Source organism: Undibacterium sp. KW1 (assembly GCF_009937955.1).
Classification (GTDB): domain Bacteria; phylum Pseudomonadota; class Gammaproteobacteria; order Burkholderiales; family Burkholderiaceae_D; genus Undibacterium.
Window position 1 is genome coordinate 2,054,127 of record NZ_AP018439.1, and the last position, 19,546, is coordinate 2,073,672.

General features: G+C 50.5%; 15 protein-coding genes. 1 reads left to right on the forward strand and 14 read right to left on the reverse strand.

Translation table 11 applies throughout. The features are described 5' to 3' along the window. Window positions 1-35: 35 nt before the first annotated feature. The 3 genes from UNDKW_RS09115 to UNDKW_RS09125 all read right to left on the reverse strand — a co-directional run bounded on the left by UNDKW_RS09115 (window position 36) and on the right by UNDKW_RS09125 (window position 4,234). Complete coding sequence (locus UNDKW_RS09115) at window positions 36-1,631, reverse strand: PepSY domain-containing protein (protein ID WP_174247580.1); 1,596 nt, start codon at window positions 1,629-1,631, stop codon at window positions 36-38. Continuing rightward, window positions 1,628-1,939: a hypothetical protein gene (locus UNDKW_RS09120; RefSeq protein ID WP_162058442.1), complete on the reverse strand. Its 312-nt coding sequence runs from the start codon at window positions 1,937-1,939 to the stop codon at window positions 1,628-1,630. Before UNDKW_RS09120 ends, UNDKW_RS09115 begins: the two co-directional genes overlap by 4 nt. Before the next feature lie 342 nt (window positions 1,940-2,281). Further along, window positions 2,282-4,234: a TonB-dependent receptor domain-containing protein gene (locus UNDKW_RS09125; RefSeq protein WP_162058443.1), complete on the reverse strand. Its 1,953-nt coding sequence runs from the start codon at window positions 4,232-4,234 to the stop codon at window positions 2,282-2,284. A 310-nt stretch (window positions 4,235-4,544) separates the two neighbouring features. On the opposite strand from UNDKW_RS09125, the gene UNDKW_RS09130 reads away from it, so the two are divergent. After that, window positions 4,545-6,179 (forward strand): DUF342 domain-containing protein, encoded by a 1,635-nt coding sequence (locus UNDKW_RS09130; RefSeq protein ID WP_162058444.1) that lies wholly within the window; start codon window positions 4,545-4,547, stop codon window positions 6,177-6,179. A 68-nt stretch (window positions 6,180-6,247) separates the two neighbouring features. Here the strand turns inward: UNDKW_RS09130 and UNDKW_RS09135 are convergent, their stop codons facing one another. From UNDKW_RS09135 to UNDKW_RS09185, 11 genes are all read right to left on the reverse strand, one after another. Next, window positions 6,248-6,940: a tetratricopeptide repeat protein gene (locus tag UNDKW_RS09135; RefSeq protein WP_162058445.1), complete on the reverse strand. Its 693-nt coding sequence runs from the start codon at window positions 6,938-6,940 to the stop codon at window positions 6,248-6,250. Between the two features lie 36 nt (window positions 6,941-6,976). Then, on the reverse strand, window positions 6,977-7,663 hold the full coding sequence (locus UNDKW_RS09140; RefSeq protein WP_162058446.1) for a hypothetical protein: 687 nt from the start codon (window positions 7,661-7,663) through the stop codon (window positions 6,977-6,979). Between the two features lies 1 nt (window position 7,664). Then, complete coding sequence (locus UNDKW_RS09145) at window positions 7,665-8,303, reverse strand: CatA-like O-acetyltransferase (protein WP_162058447.1); 639 nt, start codon at window positions 8,301-8,303, stop codon at window positions 7,665-7,667. 73 nt (window positions 8,304-8,376) lie between these two features. After that, a complete protein-coding gene (gene tal, locus UNDKW_RS09150; RefSeq protein WP_162058448.1) occupies window positions 8,377-9,312 on the reverse strand; it encodes a transaldolase in 936 nt (311 codons plus the stop codon). A gap of 35 nt (window positions 9,313-9,347) precedes the next feature. Continuing rightward, the gene (gene selD / locus UNDKW_RS09155; protein ID WP_162058449.1) at window positions 9,348-10,406 is read right to left on the reverse strand and encodes a selenide, water dikinase SelD; all 1,059 of its coding nucleotides are present in this window, start codon (window positions 10,404-10,406) and stop codon (window positions 9,348-9,350) included. Window positions 10,407-10,649: 243 nt separating this feature from the next. Next, entirely contained in the window at window positions 10,650-12,092 is a 1,443-nt protein-coding gene (locus UNDKW_RS09160) for a DEAD/DEAH box helicase (protein WP_162058450.1), read from the reverse strand. A 421-nt stretch (window positions 12,093-12,513) separates the two neighbouring features. Further along, window positions 12,514-13,686, reverse strand: coding sequence for a cellulose synthase complex periplasmic endoglucanase BcsZ (gene bcsZ, locus UNDKW_RS09165; RefSeq protein WP_162058451.1), 1,173 nt, complete (start codon window positions 13,684-13,686; stop codon window positions 12,514-12,516). Between the two features lie 90 nt (window positions 13,687-13,776). After that, window positions 13,777-14,571 (reverse strand): enoyl-ACP reductase FabI, encoded by a 795-nt coding sequence (gene fabI, locus UNDKW_RS09170; RefSeq protein WP_110257315.1) that lies wholly within the window; start codon window positions 14,569-14,571, stop codon window positions 13,777-13,779. 333 nt (window positions 14,572-14,904) lie between these two features. Then, window positions 14,905-16,227 carry a TldD/PmbA family protein gene (locus UNDKW_RS09175; protein WP_162058452.1) on the reverse strand — a complete coding sequence of 441 codons (1,323 nt, stop codon included), beginning with the start codon at window positions 16,225-16,227 and terminating at the stop codon, window positions 14,905-14,907. Further along, window positions 16,227-17,624 (reverse strand): TldD/PmbA family protein, encoded by a 1,398-nt coding sequence (locus UNDKW_RS09180; protein ID WP_162061853.1) that lies wholly within the window; start codon window positions 17,622-17,624, stop codon window positions 16,227-16,229. Before UNDKW_RS09180 ends, UNDKW_RS09175 begins: the two co-directional genes overlap by 1 nt. Before the next feature lie 221 nt (window positions 17,625-17,845). Then, a complete protein-coding gene (locus UNDKW_RS09185; protein ID WP_162058453.1) occupies window positions 17,846-19,546 on the reverse strand; it encodes an ABC transporter ATP-binding protein in 1,701 nt (566 codons plus the stop codon).

Sequence of the window (19,546 nt, forward strand, 5' to 3'; positions counted from 1 at the left end):
CTTACTCCAAGGTCAAGCTAAATTTAAAGAAAGTGTCAGGTGCTTGTCTGCAAAGACCAGACACTGTCTTTTGCTTCATCCCTGATACGCTTGCCGGTCTTGCGTGCCGCGAAGATAAATGCCAGCGTCATTGCAATGGCAACCAGTTCCACACCAAGGCCAGTGCTATTGGGTGCAGATCGCAAGGTCATGAATGCAGAGCTGCAAGGGATGGACAGTGCTGCAATCACGCACAGCCATAGCAAGTCAACTGAAGAACGGGCAGCCCCCCGTATATATGCCCAGGCCAGTGCGCCGAGGAAGACGCTGTAGTAGACAAATAAATAGACGAAATTGATATTCTTTGCCGTGGCAGCAAATAATTTGCCTGCCACCAGAGTGAAGCATACGCCTGCCACTGTGCCCAGGCACACACCAACTGTGCCAGCAGCCATCAACCTGGTAGACAGAGTTTGTAAGGGAAGTGCCTGATTTGGGCGTTGTACTTTGCGGCGCTTTTCCAGCCACAACAAATTACCCGAATAAAACAGGAAGGCACCACTGAGGCCAAACGCGAAATACACCCAGCGCATCATGTCGCCGCCATAACTGCCGAAATGAAGAGAGAAGAAGGGGCCGACGATGGCGCTCCAGGGGCTTTCCTTGCCTGGCAACATGCTGGCATTGATGACGACACCAGTATAGGGATGTACGATGAGGTAGCCAGCTTCTGGCCCTTGCACCAGATAGCGTGGATTGACAAGCGCTACCCTGGCCATAGGGCGTGGGCTTTCCAGTCCAAAGAACTGTATCTCTGAAATTCTCGAATCACCTGCTTCTGCCTTGACCTTGCTGATGATACTGGTCAGCGGCAGCATGTCTTTGGCTTCATAGGGTTTGGCAGCTGCTGCTGGTGGCGTGCCAAACATGGCCTGGTCTTTATAGACTACCTCTGCCAGGCTGTCGTAAAACTGGTCATGAAAGGCAAATACAATGACGGTGACACTGATGACGATATGATAGGGCAGGCTGGTAATGCCGATGATATTGTGGGCATCCAGCCAGAAACGTTTGCGGTTTTTGCCAGGACGCAGGGCAAAGAAATCCTTGACAAGGGTAGGCAGTAATAAAATCACGCCGGATACTAAAGCCAGGAAGTACAAAATACCTGCCACGCCCATGAGATAGCCACCCAGGTATTCATCACCTATTTCTCCAGGTATGCCGCCCGTTCTGTGCAACATGTCTATCATTTGCGCCAGGATGGATGGCAGTTCTTCTTTCGCCTGCAGCTTACCAGTTTCATCAAGGCTGGCAGTCCATTGCTTGCCTGAGAAATCCAGCTCACGCCCCGGCCTGCCTGCTGTCCAGCTCATGGTCGCGGCAGTATTGTCATGCTGCCCCAGATGCACGGTGAAACCCTTGTGCGCAGCAGTGTGTTGTGCCAGCGCTTGTAGTGCCAGGCTGTCGATGTGCTGTTCGCTGGTCATGGCAGGCAACGGTGCTGGCGGGCTGACCCAATGATCCAGTGGTTGCTTGAACATGGTCAGGGCACCGGCAAAAAAACCGATGAACAGCAAGAGGCCTGCACTGATTCCTACCCAGGTATGCAAGGATTGATAGACACGCAAGATGTCACTTCTGATTTTCATTGACTACCCGACCAAGTTTTGACAAGGAACAGCAAGGCATAGGCCAGCGCATTGGCAATCAGCAGCCCTGTCAATGCACGTAGGCCAGTGCGTACCAGATAAATCATGCTGAGTATCAGCATCCATATCGGCGTGATCAGCCACATGACAAACTGTACTTTTTGTGGTGCAGCTATGCCACCCGGGCCCAACCAGGCAAACAAGCCGGATACTGCCAGCGCCAGCGTAAAGCCCAAGACCATGCCAGACAGCGTTTTTGTCCACCAGTCGGCACGCATGGGCTTATTCTTTTGTTCTTTATTCTCCATGTGTTTTTTTCTTTTTGAGTAAGGAAAAAAATGGCAACAAGCTCAATGTCAGCATAGTGATGACCAGGCCTGCAAATATGGCGGTCGCCATACTGAATGCCTGCCACCCGCAATAGAGGGCCAGTGACATGAGTATGAAGGCACCCACAAGCGCAGGTTTTGCCGGTAAAGCATGCCTCAGCAAGGTCTGATGCCTGTGGCTCAGATACAGCAGGAGTGAGCCTGTGAGTGTTAGCAGTAAAAACAAAATAGACACAAGACTATTCCTGTTTGGGTAGGTAAGATGGTTCCGTAGCGAAAACTGCAAGCATTCATATGCCTGCAGTTTTTCATCAAAACTACTTAAAATGCCAGCGTGGCACTGACGTAATAATTGCGACCCAATTCAAAATAGGCAAAGTCTTTGCTCTTTTGTTCCAGGTTCACATTATTGAGATTCTTTACACCCATGCGCAAAATCAGATTGTCTTGCAGGCGGGCTGAGAGGTTCCAGTCCAACCTGGTGTAGGCTGGTAATTCCACGTTTTCATAAAATTGGCGGCCTATGTAGTGCGCCGTCAATCCAGTTTGCAGGCGTGTCGTCGCTTTCCAGTTTACCCCCAGCTTTGCCACGTTGGCAGGGCGGTTATCGAGCTTGGTTTCCTTGCCCGCCTCATCCGTATAATCAGCCTTCAAATGGGTATAGTTACCATTGATGGAGAAAATGGGGCTCAGTTCCACATCAGCCTGCAGTTCTATGCCGCTGGTCTTGGCCTTGGCAATATTGATCCAATTGCGGGTATTTTTAACGCTATCGTAATTCGCAACGATCATGGCATCAACATCGTTCTTGAAGGCCACAGCGCTCATGTTCCAGCCTTTTTGATGCACTTCTACGCCGGCTTCAAAGTTGGTGCTGGTCTCAGGTTTCAAGCTGGGATTGCCTGACAAATAACATGCTCCGCCGCAACTGATCACACTATATTCAGGGCTCAATTGATAAGCTTCTGGTGCCTTGAATGCCTTGCTGATACCACCTTTAACGGTGACAGCATGGTTGACCTGGTAAGACAGATAAGTCTTGGGTGAAAAATGGTTGCCAAAGGTATTGCTGTCATCGACACGTCCGGCGAGTGTCAGATGCAAGCCCTTGGTCAGGCTGATTTCATCTTCCACAAATATCGCCGAGCTTCGTGTGCTGATCTCACCAGTTTTTAAATAAGTCAGTGGGTCTTTGATTAACTGGTGGCGTAAATCGACGCCAGCAGTCAGGCTATTAATACCCAACTCAGTATTGGCATACACTTTTACATAGGTATTTTTTTCTTTCAGCACGCGTTGTTGTGGTTTGTTATAGCGGCTGTTGAAGTCATCTATTGTCGTATCTTCCTGATTCAGGAAGGCTGTGCTTGTGCCCCAGTCCCAGGACGCCTTATGGCTGAGACCGTAGGTGTAACGCGTGATTTCCTGCTCGCGATAATCCTTGGATTCAAAATTCCATTCAGGGAAATAGGCGTAGTAATACAGGGCGCGGGGACGTTTGTCCTTGTTGTAGCCAAAATCAAAATCCAGAGATTGTGTGTCAGACAGTTTCCATGTCGTCGTTGTCACCAGGTTTTGTGATTGTTTTTTTTCCAGGCGAGCAGGGCGGGTGGTGTCAGATGCAGATGTGCTGAACCATGGCTGCCTGTCATACACTTCACCAGAGACACTCAGGCTGAACTGGTCATTGATGGTGCCGCTGGTTGATGCACCTATGCGGTATTGATCACCCTGATCACCTGTGGCTACCTTGCGATATTCTGTGTTCAGTGTACCGGTCCATTCCTTGCCTGGTGTCTTGGTAATGATATTGATGACACCACCAATCGCGTCAGAACCATACAGCGCCGCCATGGGGCCGCGCACGATCTCTACCCGCTTGATACTGTTCAAAGGGATGGAACTGAAGTCAAAGTCACTGCCACGCCATAAAGCGCCACCAGAAGAGATGCGTTTACCATTCACAAGCATCAAAGTATATTTGCCACCCAATCCACGAATCTGGATTTCATCACGTCCTGTGCCATCGGTTTGATTATTGACGCCGACCGTTTCACGCAATAAATCTGCCAGGCTATTTACTGGTGATTTGGCAATATCTTCAGCTGTTACTACAGTAGTAAATGCTGGTGCGGATGCGATGCTGTGATTGCGCAGCGTAGCTGTCACGACGACCTGTTGTGCATCAACGGGTTCCTGGGCAGCGGCATATACTGCCTGTCCAATCGCCAGGTTGGCCAATAAAACAACGATCAACTTCCTTTTGAAATGCATGGTTTCCCCTTTTTGTTAAGGGTGTGATATTAATGCAAATAAATATTAAATACAAATGATTCTCATTTGTATTTAATGAAAATCAATATTTGCACTAAGCGTGCACAAAATATCCTGAGCTGGATGTTGGATTTGGAATAGGTCACCAGGCAATTTACCGGGTTTTGATTTGTGCCTGAGAAGCGTATCGATGGCTGGAAAGCCTCTTTATGAAATCAGTTCTAGCCTTGTACTTGTTGCCGTGGCATGCTTGTGTAGGCAGCAAACAAGAAAATATTCTGAGGGCGGATGTCAAAGTAAAGGAGGCAATTTGAGTGAGTCGCTTTCTAATTCGATAACACTATCGTTTTTTATTGAAGAACCTGACGGTATACTGTATGCGCAATATGCGCCGGCAGAGGCGGCCGTGCCTCCGGATCTGAGCAGCCTGGAAAATGCACTGCAAGTCAGCGAACATGCAGGCTGCTACATAGATAATTCTGCTTTACTGGCTTTCGTCAAACTTTGTCGTGACAGTAAAGAAACACAAAAATTGCAAATAGGTCAGCGCAAGGATGCTGAGTTTATTCTGAGTCTTGCAGATGATTTATTGTCCGCCAGCCTGACTCTGATTCCTGCCGTGGGCGGTAAGCCGGTAGGTACAGCAGTTAATGATGCCTTGCGTGAGCAGGGCATTATTCATGGGATATTGCACAAAGAACTGGATGCAGCATTGGCAGCAGGCAGGTGTGAAAACTTGCTGATTGCCCAGGGCGATGCTCCGCGCCAGGGTGTTGCTGGTCGCCTTGAGCCTTTGTTTGGCGCGCACAAAAGCGAAGTGACCCAAAGGGATGAACTGGCGGTTATCAAGTTTCGCGAGCTTAGCCATTTGCTTCTCGTGCATGTCGGCGATGAACTGATGCGACGCATACCACCAGTGCAGGGCAAGTTTGGCATGAATATCAGGGGGCAGGTGATACTGGCCAAGCCGCTGCCAGACATGGCATTTGGGGCTAATCTGCAAGGTGCCGCACCGTCGGCAACAAACCCAGATTTGTTGATGGCGACCAATGCAGGTCAGCCTGTAGTTGTTGACGATGGGGTTATAGTCAATCCGGTCTTGCAAGTGCCGGATGTGGATTTGAGCACAGGTAACATCAGTTTTGAGGGGACTATCCATGTCGAGGGCGATATCAAGGCCGGGATGATATTGAACGTAACGGGAGATGTCATCGTCAATGGACTGGTTGAGGCAGCCGATATTATTGCAGGTGGCAATGTCGCCGTGAAGGGCGGCATCATCGGCCTGGCAGAAAGAAAACCTGGAACGCAAAGTCTGAGTGGCACCACCTCCCGCATCAAATGTGGTGGTTCAGTACAGGCGCTATTTGCCGAAAATGCACACGTTGAGGCTGGCGACAGCATAAGATTGGAACAAAATGCCAGGCAATGTGAGCTGATTGCCAGAAAAGAAATCACCGTCGGCAAACCTGGGTCGAGTGTAGGTAATATTCTGGGTGGCAAAACACAGGCGGCACTGATGATCAGTGCCGTATCCCTGGGATCTGCTGCCGGTATACGTACGCAGATACAGGTCGGTTTTGATCCATACAGGGATGCGCAAATTCATGACAATCAATATCAGATAGGGCGCAAGGCTGCTGAACTGGATCAACTGATCAAGCTGCAAGCTTTCTTTATGACTCACCCAGAAAAAGCAGCAGGTGGCATTGGCGAAAAGGTTGAAGCCAAGCGCTTGCATTTACTGGAAGAACTGGATGCTCTGGAAAAAGAGCTCGATGAGCTGGAAGCTGAGCAAGAGCTGATAGACAAGGCCAGCGTCAAAATCATCAAGAAAATTCACGAAGGCACAGAGATACAGATAGGCAGGCATAAATGGCAGGTCAAGGAAGACTCAGGCCCTGGTAATTATCAAATACACGATGGGCATATTGCTATCATCTGAACCGTCTTGCCTGTTAAAAAGCCAGATTAAAAATCTTCCGCATGAAGGGGGAATTGTCAGATGCTGGCTTACTCGGCTGCTTTCTGTGGCTCCCAGTCTTTTGCCAATGCCTGCGCTTCTGCAACGTCTTCCTTGCTCATTTTGGCGGCGACATATTTTCTGAATACTTCGCTATCGTCATATTCACCTGCGAGACTGAACCATTTATAGGCTTCGACAAGATTTGCCGTGACGCCCCTGCCTTTCAGGTAAAGCAAGCCTAATTGATACTGTGCACTGGCATTGCTTTGATTGGCGGCTTGCTGGAATAATTCTTTTGCCTTGTTATAGTCGCGTGCCACGCCGGTACCGGTGACATACAAAATACCTAGGCTGTATTGGCCATCGGCATAACCCTGGTCAGCTGCCTTCCTGAACCAGGAGGCGGCTATGCCATGATTCGATACCATGCCTTTGCCTTTTGCATACATGCGTCCTATGTTGACCTGCGCTCTGGCATTGCCTTTGCTGGCCGATTGTTCAAACCAGCTGAGTGCCTGCTTGTAGTCCTGGTCTATGCCTTCACCATTCAAATACATTAGCCCCAGGTTGAACTGGGCATCGGCATTGCCCTTGGTGGCGGCTGCTTTGAATGATTCAATAGCAGAACTAAAATCTCCCTGCTCGTAATAACTGACACCATCGCTGAAATCGTCAGCGCGGGCTGTCGCGATTGCCAGTCCAAAGGCGAACAGGACGATGGCGCGATTAATTTTGTGCATGATAATTCCTTCCGCAATGCAGATAAGTCAGCAGCATCAGTTGACCGGCTTTGGCGTCCACTCAGCGTGGGTTTGCTTGATAGACATCTTCGCTTTCTTGAAGGGAATCTGGATATCAATATTACCCTGCATCTGCCCTCTGAAGCACATGCCTTCTTTACCAGGTTCAGTATAGTGTGTACTGAAATCGGCATCTGCATAAAAAGCTACATGCATGGAGGTATCCATTTTAACCATGCAGGCTGTATCAGGATGAACCCATACCTTGATACTGACTTTCTTGCCTGCGCCATCATCACTGAGTTGAAACACGACAAGATTTTTTCCATTCAGGTTCTCATTGGCTAGCCGCTTGACCTTGACCTCGTCTTCCAGCAGACTGGATTTGAGTTCATCCAGGCCGGTCAGCATTTTGTTGATGCCATCAGCAGATTTTTTTTGCTCTGGCAGGATTTGCCAGTTGCTGTCTGTGGTGGCACTGGTATATTTAGGCTCCTGTTTTTCCCAGCCATTCAGTGTAGATTTGATATAAGCAGTTTTGCCTGGCTGGTCTTTACGCTCAGCATCGATCTGGGTCCGTATTTCTTTTGGAACCCATTGATTGGACAGTTTGTATTGCGCCATGGCTTTATTCCAGAGAATATCTGCGTCTGCCCTGGCATGCGCGGCTGGCAAGATCACCAGGCAAAGGAGGAACAGGGAGGTTTTTATCTGTTTGATCATCTTAATTGCTTTGGCCAGACAAGGCGGCCTCCAGTGCAGTGACGAACTGATGGACGTGATAAGCATCCACCAGACCATGGTGAACGAAGATCGCTATGGGTAACATGAGGCGCTGATCCTGTTTGAAAAACTTGCCTACTGAAATCTTGGGGACACTGTCCTTACGGTCATATTGCCGTGCATGCGTGAGTCCGGTAAAGCTGATCCACGGTATGGCAGAAAAATGGATCACATCTTCACGTGCGCATTCATCATTGAAACAAAGACCGCTACTGTTCTTGATCTTGTCCATGGCGACGTTGGCGCCAGTGGCGAAGGCGGTAAATTCCTCTTCATAATAGATAGGACAAAAACCGAAAGTATGGTCAGCCCGTTGCACGGTTGCATTCGCGTGTATGACTTCGTAGTCAAATACCTTGTCATCTTCTATGCGGTAACGCATGGCATCCGTGCGCATGATGGCGCGCAGTATCTGATGCAGATAAAACAGGAAGAAAGATATTTGTTCTTCTTTGCAATGCTGGTAAGCCCAGGTGCAATCCACATTCAGGTTAATTCCATGGAAAGGTTCATCCATTTGCGAAAAGAAGGCGTAATGTTCGCGCCTGTTCCAGTTTGCTATGTCTAACTGCTTTTTCATATCCCGGTCATTCAAAATAAAAAAGGGGCAGAAAATTCTGCCCCCTCATCATAACCTGTCAGATGGTATTGATTCAACGCATTGCGGCAATCATCTTTTCCAGTTTGACGGTATCGGCACAGAAGGCACGTATGCCTTCTGACAGTTTTTCAGTTGCCATTGCATCTTCATTCAAATCAAGGCGGAAAGTCTTTTCATCCATGCTGACTTTTTGCAGATCAGAAGATGCTGCCAATTCCTTGCTCAGTTTTTGTGTGACATTGCTATTGCTGTCGCTGAGTTTTTGCAGGAGGTCAGGGCTGATGGTCAGCAGGTCGCAACCTGCCAGCTCGAGGATTTGTGAAGTATTGCGGAAGCTGGCACCCATGACTTCTGTGTTGTAGCCAAACTTGCGGTAGTAAGTATAGATTTTTTTGACAGACAAAACACCAGGATCATCTGCACCAAAAATTTCCTGGCCTGTCTTGTTTTTATACCAGTCATAGATGCGGCCTACGAAAGGTGAAATCAGTTGTGCACCCGCTTCAGCGCAGGCAATCGCTTGTGCCAGGCAGAATAGCAGGGTCATATTGCAACGTATGCCTTCTTTTTCCAGTATCTCGGCGGCACGTATGCCTTCCCAGGTGGAAGCAATCTTGATCAGGATGCGGTCACGCGGTATCCCTGCGGCTTCATACATGGCGATCAACTGACGACCTTTGGCAACTGTGCCAGCTGTATCAAAAGACAGACGGGCATCAGTTTCAGTAGAAACGCGACCCGGGATGACTTTTAAAATTTCCAGACCAAAAGCGATGAGCAAGTGATCGATGGTTTCATCAATCGATTTACCGGAGGTGTCCTTGACCGCTTTTTCCAGCAAAGGCAGGTATTCAGGCTTTTGCACGGCTTTCAGTATCAGGGACGGATTGGTCGTAGCATCGCGCGGTGCATAAGCCTGGATAGCCTGGAAATCGCCAGTGTCGGCGACAACGGTAGTGTATTGCTTCAGTTGTTCTAATTGGTTCATGGTATTTGCAAAAGTAGGGGCAAAATCAAAAAAAATCAGGGCAGTACAGCGATAGCAGGTTCACCTGCAACAATATCACCAATCACAGCAGCTTCCAAGAAGCCGCCCTGATGGAAAATTCTTAAAACATCTTCAACAACTGCCGCATCGCAGGCAACCAGTAATCCCCCCGATGTTTGCGGATCAGTCAGCAAGGCTTGCTGGGCGGGACTGATCTGCGTGTCGAACTGCACAGATGAGCCATAGGCTGCCAAGTTGCGGGCAGAGGCACCGGTGATATAGCCATTTGTGGCCAGTTCTTTCACATTCGCCAGCAAAGGTATTGTTGACATATCCAGCCGGGCTGCCAGTTTCGAACCACGGCAGACTTCCAGCAAATGGCCTAGCAGGCCAAAGCCGGTAACGTCGGTCATCGCATGCACGCCATCAAGTGCAGACAGGGCCTGCCCAGGTTTGTTCAGTTTGGTGGTATTGGCGATCATGGTGGCATAGCCTGCCTCGTCCAACGCCTGCTTTTTCAGTGCGGCAGACAATATGCCTACACCCAGCGGCTTGCTGAGTATGAGTTTGTCGCCTGCCTTGGCATCGGCATTGCGTTTGACCCTGGATGGGTGAATCAGGCCCATGACGACCAGGCCATAAATGGGTTCTACAGAATCAATGGTGTGGCCGCCGGCTATGGGTATGCCAGCCTCGGCACAGATGGTTTCACCGCCTTGGATAATTTTGCCGATGACATCCAGAGGTAATTGATTAACAGGCATGCCCACCAGTGCCAACGCCATGATGGGCGTGCCGCCCATGGCATAGATATCCGAAATGGCATTGGTGGCAGCGATGCGGCCAAAATCAAAAGGATCATCCACGATGGGCATGAAAAAATCCGTGGTGGCAATCAGTGCCTGCTCATCATTGAGTTTATAGACGGCTGCGTCGTCTGCTGTTTCTATCCCCACCATAAGAGCAGGCGGTACCGGAAAGCCTGAGGATTTTTTTAGTATTTCAGCAAGTACGCCGGGCGCAATCTTGCAGCCGCAGCCGCCGCCATGCGAGAAAGAGGTCAGTCGGACGGGGGCGTTAGTTTCTTTGCTCATGTGGGATTTATAGTTCTATACAGATCAGATTTGCTGATTATACGCCGAGCCAGTTGGTGGACTATAACAGTGAAAATCGGAGCGCTTGCCCTGATGCGCCGGGCACATGGCCTTCGCTCTCGATTTCACTGTTACAGTCCACTAGTATAAAAAAAGCGACCACCAAAGTGATCGCTTTTTCATGATATTGCTTATGCAGCAATGTCTATGTTGTTCGCTTTACCTGGTAAAGCTATTGGCTAATTAATAGTCGCCAAATGTACGTCGTGCGCCACTGTCGTTCGAGCGGTTGCCTTTGTAGCCACCGCCTTCTTTACGTGGACCAGCGCTGGTGCCTGTGGATGCGCCAGCTGGTTTGCTGAAGCTGCGTTGACCTGGCTTGTTGTTGCCATAGCCGCCGCCACCGGATTTACGGGCATCGCCTGGTTTCCAGCCGTTAGGCTTGCGCGCTGCAGAGCGTGCAGGTGCTGCAGATTTCTTGGGTTCAAAACCTTCGATGACATCGACAGGGATCAATTGCTTGGTGAAGCGTTCGATACGTTTGACGTGCATGCTCTCGGCATGATTGACCAAGGAAACAGCCAGACCCTTGCGGCCAGCGCGGCCAGTACGGCCTATGCGGTGGACATAGTCTTCCGGGAATTTAGGCAAATCGTAGTTGAATACGTGCGTAATTGCAGGAACGTCAATACCACGGGCAGCAACGTCAGTCGCGACCAGTACACGTACCTGGCCACGGCGCAATGCGTCCAGTGTGCGGTTACGTGCACCCTGGTGCATGTCGCCATGCAGGGCAGCAGCAGCGAAGCCAGCGATGTTCAGGCGGTCAGCGATGGTGTCTGCATCACGTTTGGTGGCTGTAAATACAACGGCCTGGTCAACGGTAGTGTCGCGCAGCAGATGATCAAGCATGCGGTTTTTGTGGGACAGGTCATCCACAAAGTGTACGCGTTGCTGGATGTTTTCATGCTTGCTGGCAGAACCGGCGATCTGGATCACCAGAGGCTCAGTCGTGATGCGTTTAGCCATGTTACCGACGACGCCATCCAGCGTTGCAGAGAACAACATGGTTTGACGTGTAGGAGGTGTGGCAGCAACGATTTTTTCGATATCGTCGATGAAACCCATGTCCAGCATGCGGTCGGCTTCGTCCAGAACCAGCATTTGCAGTTCAGAGAAATCGATCTTGCCAGATTCCATATGGTCGATCAGACGGCCAGGCGTTGCCACCAGAATTTCTGGATTGCGGGACAACAATTGCATCTGTTTAGGGTAAGGCATGCCACCGAGGATGGACACAGCCTTGATACGGCGTGAATAAGCGCTGTATTTGTCAGTTGCTGTAGTGACTTGCAAAGCCAGTTCGCGGGTTGGTGTTAGTACCAGCATTTTTGGTTTTGCAGCAACGAAACGTGGACGGTCGCCACGGGAGCGTGCAGATTGACGTTCCTGGTTAGGTGTTTTGCTGTTGTCATAGCTGACAACTTCAGCGGAAACCAGTTTATGCAAAGCAGGCAGCATGAAAGCGGCAGTTTTGCCGGAGCCGGTCTGGGATGAGACCATCAGGTCACGACCTTCAATCGCGGCAGGGATTGCCTGTTCTTGTACCGAGGTTGGCTTGGTATAGCCAGAGTCAGTCAGAGCGCGGATGATGTTGACGTGGAGACCTAGTGCTTCAAAACTCATGAATTTCTTTCGTGATTGGGACGTTTGCAAAATGCGGCAGCAATGTCTAGCTCACCGGCGACAGGGCCGGTTTGCAGCATGTTTTGCCGGAACGATTGCTTCTGTCCCAGTATAAATTAGCGCGTTGCTAACGAACGCGCGCAACAATGCAGCGCCAACCAAACGAAATGAACACAGAAAATCCAACAAGGGACGACAATGAAATTTCGGCACAAAAGCTTTGCGCCGGTATGATGTCTATGGATTACTACCAGACATGCGAGGCGGGAGGGCTTTTACATGCACCATCCTGAGGATGTGCACAGGCTTGCGATGCTACTTGGTTTTGCGCCGTAAATTTTATATTGCAGCGCAAAAAACGAAATTATACAGGATTTTTCAGGAAAAAGCAGCCAGTTTCTAAGAATATCTTGCAAAAGGTTTAGAATAGGCGCCAGCAAAAGTGCTGCCAGTAAAAGTCAACTTCCCCGCGAGCATCAAAACGGAAGCGCTTTTCTTGCCAGCCCAGGGCAAACAAGGACAGCACCTGATCATAGTAGGCATCTGCCTTGATGGGTTGCGCCTGCAGACGTAATTGCTGTTGTACTATCGTCTTCTGTACCCCTTGCGCTTGCAGGAAGGGCAGCAGTGCGGCACTAAAACCGCTGGAGCCGGGGCCATTGATGTCGCCAGTCAGGATGTCGATATATTCTGGCGGATATCCTTTGCTATCCACGATCTGCGCCATGGGACGCAGCAACTTCAGTAAATTTGCGCGCTCTGCATCCTGGCTTGCCATCATGCCAGTCCACAGATATATGCGGATGGCATTGTAAGCACCCTGGCCTTTTTCTACGCCCTGCGTATCTGGCAGGAAGCCTTTTTGCGCGTCATAGATAATCCAGTCGGCGGCGTAGCCTTTGGGGGCACTGCCAGCAATCAGGCGCACTGCCGGGGAGACCATACGCTTCCAGCGTTCATCGCTTTCTTTTTGCTCAAACCAGCGCAGCAAAGGCAGTGGCAGGTAGCTGGCATTGAGCTTCCATTGATTATTTGGCAGGTTAAAGCCGCTTGGTGCCGGCAAGAGGCTCAATCCCAGTCCGGGCAGCTCTGCGGTTTCTTCATTCAATATTCTTTGTGCCAGCAGGCTGGACAGGGCGGCATAGCGTTTTTCTTTCCAGACTTCTCCGGCAACGCCGAGGCTGTAGGCTATCCACAAGTCGGCATCGGAGGCTGGATTTTTATCGATGATGCCCCAGCTATTGTCTTCACGCTGACCCCATTGCCAGGCGGGCAGGCGGGCAGTCAGGTCACCTGCTGCCAGGTTATTCTCTGTCCAGGTCAGGATGCGTTGAAATGCGCCTTTGTCGTTGCCACTCAGGGCAAAGAACAGGGCATAAGCCTGGCCTTCTGATGTTGTTGGTTTGCGCGTACCGCTATGGTCGATCACGCGGCCATCGTCGGCGATGAAAGTCTTCTTGAATTGTTCCCAGGCTGGCCATGGGTCATTGCAGGATGCCGCGAAAGTATTGCCGGAAGACGCGAGGAACACACTGAATATCAGCAGCAATAAAGTGCGTGCTATAGAAAAGACAGTGTTTGGGATCTTGGGCATGGTAGGGTGTGCTTCATTCATGCCAATAGTATAAGGCCAGTACGGGATGCATGTGCAAGCATCCCGTACCGTCTTTAAATACTGGACGGCTTACTTGTCGTAAGAGTCAGCATTCAAGCCCATGACGTGCGAGAAGCCGCCATCGACATAAGTGATTTCACCGGTAATACCGTTTGCCAGTGGCGACAGCAGGAAGGCGGCGGTATTGCCCACGTCTTCGATAGTCACATTGCGGCGCAGTGGTGCGTGTTCGGCAACAAAGCCCAGCAATTTGCCAAAGTCCTTGATGCCGCTGGCAGCCAGGGTCTTGATAGGGCCAGCAGAGATACCATTGACGCGTATGCCTTTTTTGCCCAGGTGTTCTGCCAGGTAGCGTACTGAGGCTTCTAGAGATGCTTTGGCCATACCCATGGTGTTGTAATGCGGGATGGCGCGGATGGCACCCAGGTAAGACAGTGTCAGCAGGGCAGAGTCTTCACGCAGCAGTGGCAGCGCAGCTTTTGCCATTGCCGGGAAACTGTAGGCAGAAATGTCATGCGCGATGCGGAAAGCTTCGCGGGAGAAACCATCAAGGAATTCACCTGCAATCGCTTCGCGCGGCGCAAAGCCGATAGCATGTACCAGGCCATCAAGTTTGTCCCAGGATTTGCCCAGGTCAGCAAATACTGCTTCAATTTGCTCGTCGCTGGCCACGTCGCAATCAAAGATCAGTTTGCTGTCAAATTCAGCCGCAAAATCAGTAATCCTGTCTTTGAAACGTTCGCCTACATAGGTAAATGCCAGTTCAGCGCCTTCGCGTTTGCAAGCCTGGGCGATGCCATAAGCGATGGAACGGTTGGACAACAAACCGGTGATCAGAATTTTTTTGCCTTGCAGAAATGCCATGTTGACTCCAGATATGACCGCAATATGCTTAAGGCTCTCAGGACGGCAAGATTGAAAGCCTTATTCTATTGCGCTGTGGGTTTTATTACTTGTTGTTTCTACACCAGGTTTTTGCCTGAATGTTGAATGCTTAAATTGCAGCCTTTTCCGCAACAGGTCGGAATTGTAGTTGCTCTCACCGAAAGGGGCAAATGCTAAGTTTGCCTGTACTTATCTGCGCTGAAACAAAGTGCGTTTGGTCAGCATAGGCGCTCTTTTGGAAAATGTCCCATTTTTACTTGAAGTCGCCACAAAATCGCCTTTCGTGTTCATAAAAAACAGCTTTTTGTCTGTTTATAATACAAAACGCATTTCCTTGAGCAGCGCTCCGGGCAGGATTGCGCCACCAGTATGTCGTTGTCCGTAAGAACGGTCATCCATGATGACCTCGGTTTCCTGGCTTAGCGCCAGCAGGTTTTCTCCCAGCATCTTGAACAGGGAATCATCAAAGCGCATGACATTTAATGGCGCGATGATTTCACCGTTTTCTACCCAGAAGGTGGCAAAGCGCGTCATGCCGGTAATACGGCAAGTGGCGCGGTCAGAAAAATTCAAATACCAGAGATTGGCGATATAGATGCCCGTACCCAGTTCTTTGAGTATGTCTGCATTTGCTAACATGCCTACCTGCATGACCAGGGATTTTGCCGATTCATCTTCTGGTGCCCCGTTCGTCAGCAAGGAATATTCCTTGGCGCTACGCGGAGAAATCATGCTGCCAACCAATTTGCCCGCCTGTATCAGGGGAATTACTTCGGGTTTGATAAAGCCTTGCGCCTGAAAGCCTGGTTCCAGACCTGCACGACTGTCTTCACAGATATTCACCATGGCATGCATGCTGGCTTCGCCCGATTGTAAGCGGCGCAAGCAGCTATGGCGGGTGCGCAAGGCTTTTTCCGACAAGCCGCCCCAGTTCAGCATCATGATTAATTCATTTAATGCAGCTGGACTGAGGTAGGCGCGGTAATTGCCCGCGCCAACCGTAATTGGTGGTCGTGCCAGCAGAGCCAGCTCTTTGCGGGCGGCGGCGAATTTACTGAGAAATGCTGCCTCATTCCAGGTGAAGCCGGCATAGTTGGATTTGACGGCCTTGTCCGTCGCATAAAACAGGCTCCAGTCAAAATTAACATTGCTGGTTTCGTACCAGTTGCGCTGACCATAGGAATTGGCAAAGCCGCGATATTGTGTACCTGTAGTCAGCAAGCCCACCATGTCCACATCTTTTGCGGCAGCCAGTATCTGTTCCAGCATACTGGCTACAGGCGGCAGGGATGATGGCAGAATCTGTGTGCTGTCACTGATTTCAGTGGCTATCATCAGGTGCGGGTCTGCTGGCAAATCCGCCAACTGCGCGCGCAAATCCTGGATTGCAGTATTGATGGTGGGTAAATCCATGTCCATTTCGCCGCTGAGATTGAAGCTCATCGCAGCATGGGTTTGCCCCTTTATCAATTGCAGGTTCAGTATCAGTTGGAAAACATGGCCGGGCTGGCGTATGGCGCTGTGATTAAAGCGCACGAAATCACTGGACTCTGCGGCCAGCCAGGTGGTGCTGACTTCATTCGCCGCGAGTTGTGTTTCTATATGTGTGGCCAGGGACAGGAAATAACTTTGCATCAGGCTTCACCTCCAAATACTTCTACCTGATCAAACAGGCAGGCTGGCGAAGCGTGGCCTACGCGTATGACTTGGGATGGCTCACCTTTGCCACAGAAGGGCGTGCCCATGACTGCCAGCGTAGAGGCATCACCGACCATCTTCAGCGAACGCCAAAAGCTTTCTGAGATGCCGCGATAATTCGGGTTCTTGACCAGTTCCTGCAATTTGCCGTTGCGTATCATTTGCCCGTACTCACAACCGAACTGGAATTTATTGCGGGAATCATCAATAGACCAGGACACATTGGTATTCATCATTACACCATATTCAACGCTGGCTATCATTTCATCGAGGCTGCTGCTGCCTGCTTCTATATTCAGGTTGGCCATGCGGTCTATAGTTGGGCGGTTCCAGTCGCAAGCGCGTGAATTGGCGACGCCTGCCATGCCGGCGCGGGCTTGGGAAAGGGCGCTGCCTAAAGGTTTTTCCAGTATGCCGTTTTTGATGATCCAGGTTTTTTCTGCAGTACTGCCATCATCATCCCAGCCAAAGCTGGCAAATTGTTCTGCCCGGCTGGGGTCATAGGTAACGTTCAGCAATTCAGATCCATACTGAAAATGGCCAAACATGTCGGGCGTGACAAAACTGGTGCCAGCAAAATTGCGCTCATCACCCAATATGCGGTCCAGTTCCAGCGGGTGTCCTATGGATTCATGAATTTGCAGCATCATCTGTTCAGGCATTAGCAGCAAATCCATGCGGCCACTCGGGCAGTTTGCTGCGTGCAATAGCGCCAGTGCTTCTTCTGCAATGCGTTTGCCTGCGCCATAAAAGCCAGACTGCTGCAGAACTTCCATTCCACCCTGGCGGCAGAAACCATTGTATTGACCACCGAGACTGCGGGTCTGGGTTTCTGAACCTTCATTGGCGGTAACGCTGAGATTGGGGATCAGGTAATTGAATTGCTGATGGATGTCAGCACCTGCGCTACTGATAAATAGCTGCTCAGTTTGTGTCACGCCTATGGATGCACTCCAATCTACAATCTTGTCACTGAAATGCGATGTGACGGATTCCTGCATCAGTAGGGCAATCAAGTCTTTCCTGGTCCAGATAGAAGCGGCTGGACCTTGATATTGACCAAGTACAGCGGCCTGCGGGATTTGGCTGAAATTGGTTACTGTCTTACCAGAACTGAGCCTGGCCCAGTGCAAGGCATGCTGCATTGCGGTATTCAATCCATTGCGGGACAAGTCGCTGGTTGCGGCATAGCCGTAACCACCATCATGAATAACGGCCAGCATGGCACCATGGCTGCGGGCATTGCGCAGCGGTTGCAATACATTTTGCCTCACCAATAGCTCTTCACTGCGCTCATCCACCACGCGCATGGAGCAAAAATCAACAGCGGGCATTAATTCCCGGAATAAAATTCTTAGTGCTTCCAATCCTGGCTCCAGTGAATGTGCCGCATACGAGATATGCGGGAGATTGTGCCTGTTTCGTCACGGTTTCGTTATGTCGCAGGCGAATGCCATCTTGCCAGTGTTTGCAGGATTGGTCAAAAATATAAGTGTCAGGGGATTCTTCAAGCAGGAGAGCGCGAACCGGCAGACAGCCGGTTCGCAGTCACAACTTAGTGTTGCAAGCCTTTTGGTATGGCGTTCAGCAAAGTCCTGGTATATGCCTGGGTTGGGTTCAGATACAGATCATCCGAATTGGCCAGCTCGACAACCTTACCCTTGTTCATCACCATGACCTGGTCGGCAATGTATTTGACCACCGCCAGATCATGCGAGATGAAAATGTAGGACAGGCCAAATTCTTCCTGCAAATCCTGCAGCAGGTTCAATACCTGCGCCTGCACCGATACGTCCAGCGCAGATACTGACTCATCGCAGACCAGCACTTCTGGTTTCATTGTCAGGCAGCGTGCAATCGCGATACGCTGGCGTTGGCCACCCGAGAATTCATGTGGGTAGCGGTGAAAAGCAGCAGTAGGCAGGCCGACTTTTTCCAGCAACTGATAAGCCATGGCAGAGCGCTCACTGTCATTGGCGCCGATATTATGGATGTACATGGGTTCCATCAAAATCTGGCCCACCGTAAAGCGTGGGTTCAGCGATGCATACGGGTTCTGGAAAATGATTTGTATGCGGCGCTTGTAGTGATGGAATTCCTTGTTTGACATGGACAGGATATCCTTGCCTTCAAACAGGGCCTGGCCAGAGGTTGCCTGGTGCAGGCGCATCAATGTCAGGCCCACCGTGGTTTTGCCTGAGCCTGATTCACCCACTACGCCCAAGGTTTTGCCGCGCGCGAGTTTGAAAGAGACGCCTTCAACAGCCTTGAATTCTTTTTTGCCAAAGAAACCTTCGCGGGAGTAGAAACTCTTGCCCAGGTCCTTGACTTCGAGCACGATTTCTTCATCACCCTTGAGACCACGCGGGCGCTGTTTTTGCTCGACCAGTGCGCCGTTGTTATTCATGAAATCAGCAATCACCGGCAAGCGCCATGGGCGGGTATCAAGGGTAGGGCGACAGTGCAACAGCGCCTGGGTATAGGTATCTTTCGGGCTCTCAAAAATTTGTTCTACCGTACCCGCTTCGCGAATTTCTCCATTGCGCATGACAATGACATGGTCGGCAATTTCACCGACCAGTGCCAGGTCATGGGTGATGAACAAGACGGACATCTTGTGTTTGATACGCAGTGCATCTATCAGGTCGATGATCTGTTTTTGTATGGTGACATCGAGAGCAGTGGTCGGCTCATCGGCGATCAGCAATTTGGGTTCGCAGGCAATCGCCATCGCAATCATGACCCTTTGTTGCTGCCCGCCAGACATCTGGCTGGGATAGGCATCGATCTTGTTCTTTGGGTCGGGAATGCCGACTTCTTCCAGCAATTCTATGGCACGCTTGCGGGCTTGCTTTGCATCCATGCCCATGTGCAGGCGCAAGACTTCGCCTATCTGGAAGCCAACGGTAAACACCGGGTTCAGCGAGGTCATCGGCTCCTGGAAAATCATGGAAATTTCCTTGCCACACAGATCGCGTCTTTCAGCGATGCTGAGTTCCAGCAGGCTGCGGCCTTCAAAAATAATCCTGCTGTCAGCGGCAATGCTGGAGGTGTCTGGCGGCAGCAAGCCCATGACTGCGAGAGAGCTGACTGATTTGCCACTGCCTGATTCACCGACCAGGGCAACGGTGGAGTTGCGGGGTATTTCAAAGGAGATACCCTTGACGGTTTCCACGCTGTCTTTTTTATTGACACGGAAAGACACGCGCAGGTTTTCTACTTTCAGCAAAGCTTGATTTGTGTTGTCTTGACTCAT

Bases quoted from the DNA above. Each gene is read 5' to 3' on its own strand.
- UNDKW_RS09185 (WP_162058453.1), bottom strand. From the start codon at position 19,546: ATGAGTCAAGACAACACAAATCAAGCTTTGCTGAAAGTAGAAAACCTG.
- UNDKW_RS09140 (WP_162058446.1), bottom strand. From the start codon at position 7,663: ATGATCAAACAGATAAAAACCTCCCTGTTCCTCCTTTGCCTGGTGATC.
- UNDKW_RS09115 (WP_174247580.1), bottom strand. From the start codon at position 1,631: ATGAAAATCAGAAGTGACATCTTGCGTGTCTATCAATCCTTGCATACC.
- UNDKW_RS09120 (WP_162058442.1), bottom strand. From the start codon at position 1,939: ATGGAGAATAAAGAACAAAAGAATAAGCCCATGCGTGCCGACTGGTGG.
- selD (WP_162058449.1), bottom strand. From the start codon at position 10,406: ATGAGCAAAGAAACTAACGCCCCCGTCCGACTGACCTCTTTCTCGCAT.
- tal (WP_162058448.1), bottom strand. From the start codon at position 9,312: ATGAACCAATTAGAACAACTGAAGCAATACACTACCGTTGTCGCCGAC.
- UNDKW_RS09175 (WP_162058452.1), bottom strand. From the start codon at position 16,227: ATGCAAAGTTATTTCCTGTCCCTGGCCACACATATAGAAACACAACTC.
- UNDKW_RS09145 (WP_162058447.1), bottom strand. From the start codon at position 8,303: ATGAAAAAGCAGTTAGACATAGCAAACTGGAACAGGCGCGAACATTAC.
- UNDKW_RS09180 (WP_162061853.1), bottom strand. From the start codon at position 17,624: ATGCCCGCTGTTGATTTTTGCTCCATGCGCGTGGTGGATGAGCGCAGT.
- UNDKW_RS09160 (WP_162058450.1), bottom strand. From the start codon at position 12,092: ATGAGTTTTGAAGCACTAGGTCTCCACGTCAACATCATCCGCGCTCTG.
- UNDKW_RS09135 (WP_162058445.1), bottom strand. From the start codon at position 6,940: ATGCACAAAATTAATCGCGCCATCGTCCTGTTCGCCTTTGGACTGGCA.
- fabI (WP_110257315.1), bottom strand. From the start codon at position 14,571: ATGGCATTTCTGCAAGGCAAAAAAATTCTGATCACCGGTTTGTTGTCC.
- UNDKW_RS09125 (WP_162058443.1), bottom strand. From the start codon at position 4,234: ATGCATTTCAAAAGGAAGTTGATCGTTGTTTTATTGGCCAACCTGGCG.
- bcsZ (WP_162058451.1), bottom strand. From the start codon at position 13,686: ATGCCCAAGATCCCAAACACTGTCTTTTCTATAGCACGCACTTTATTG.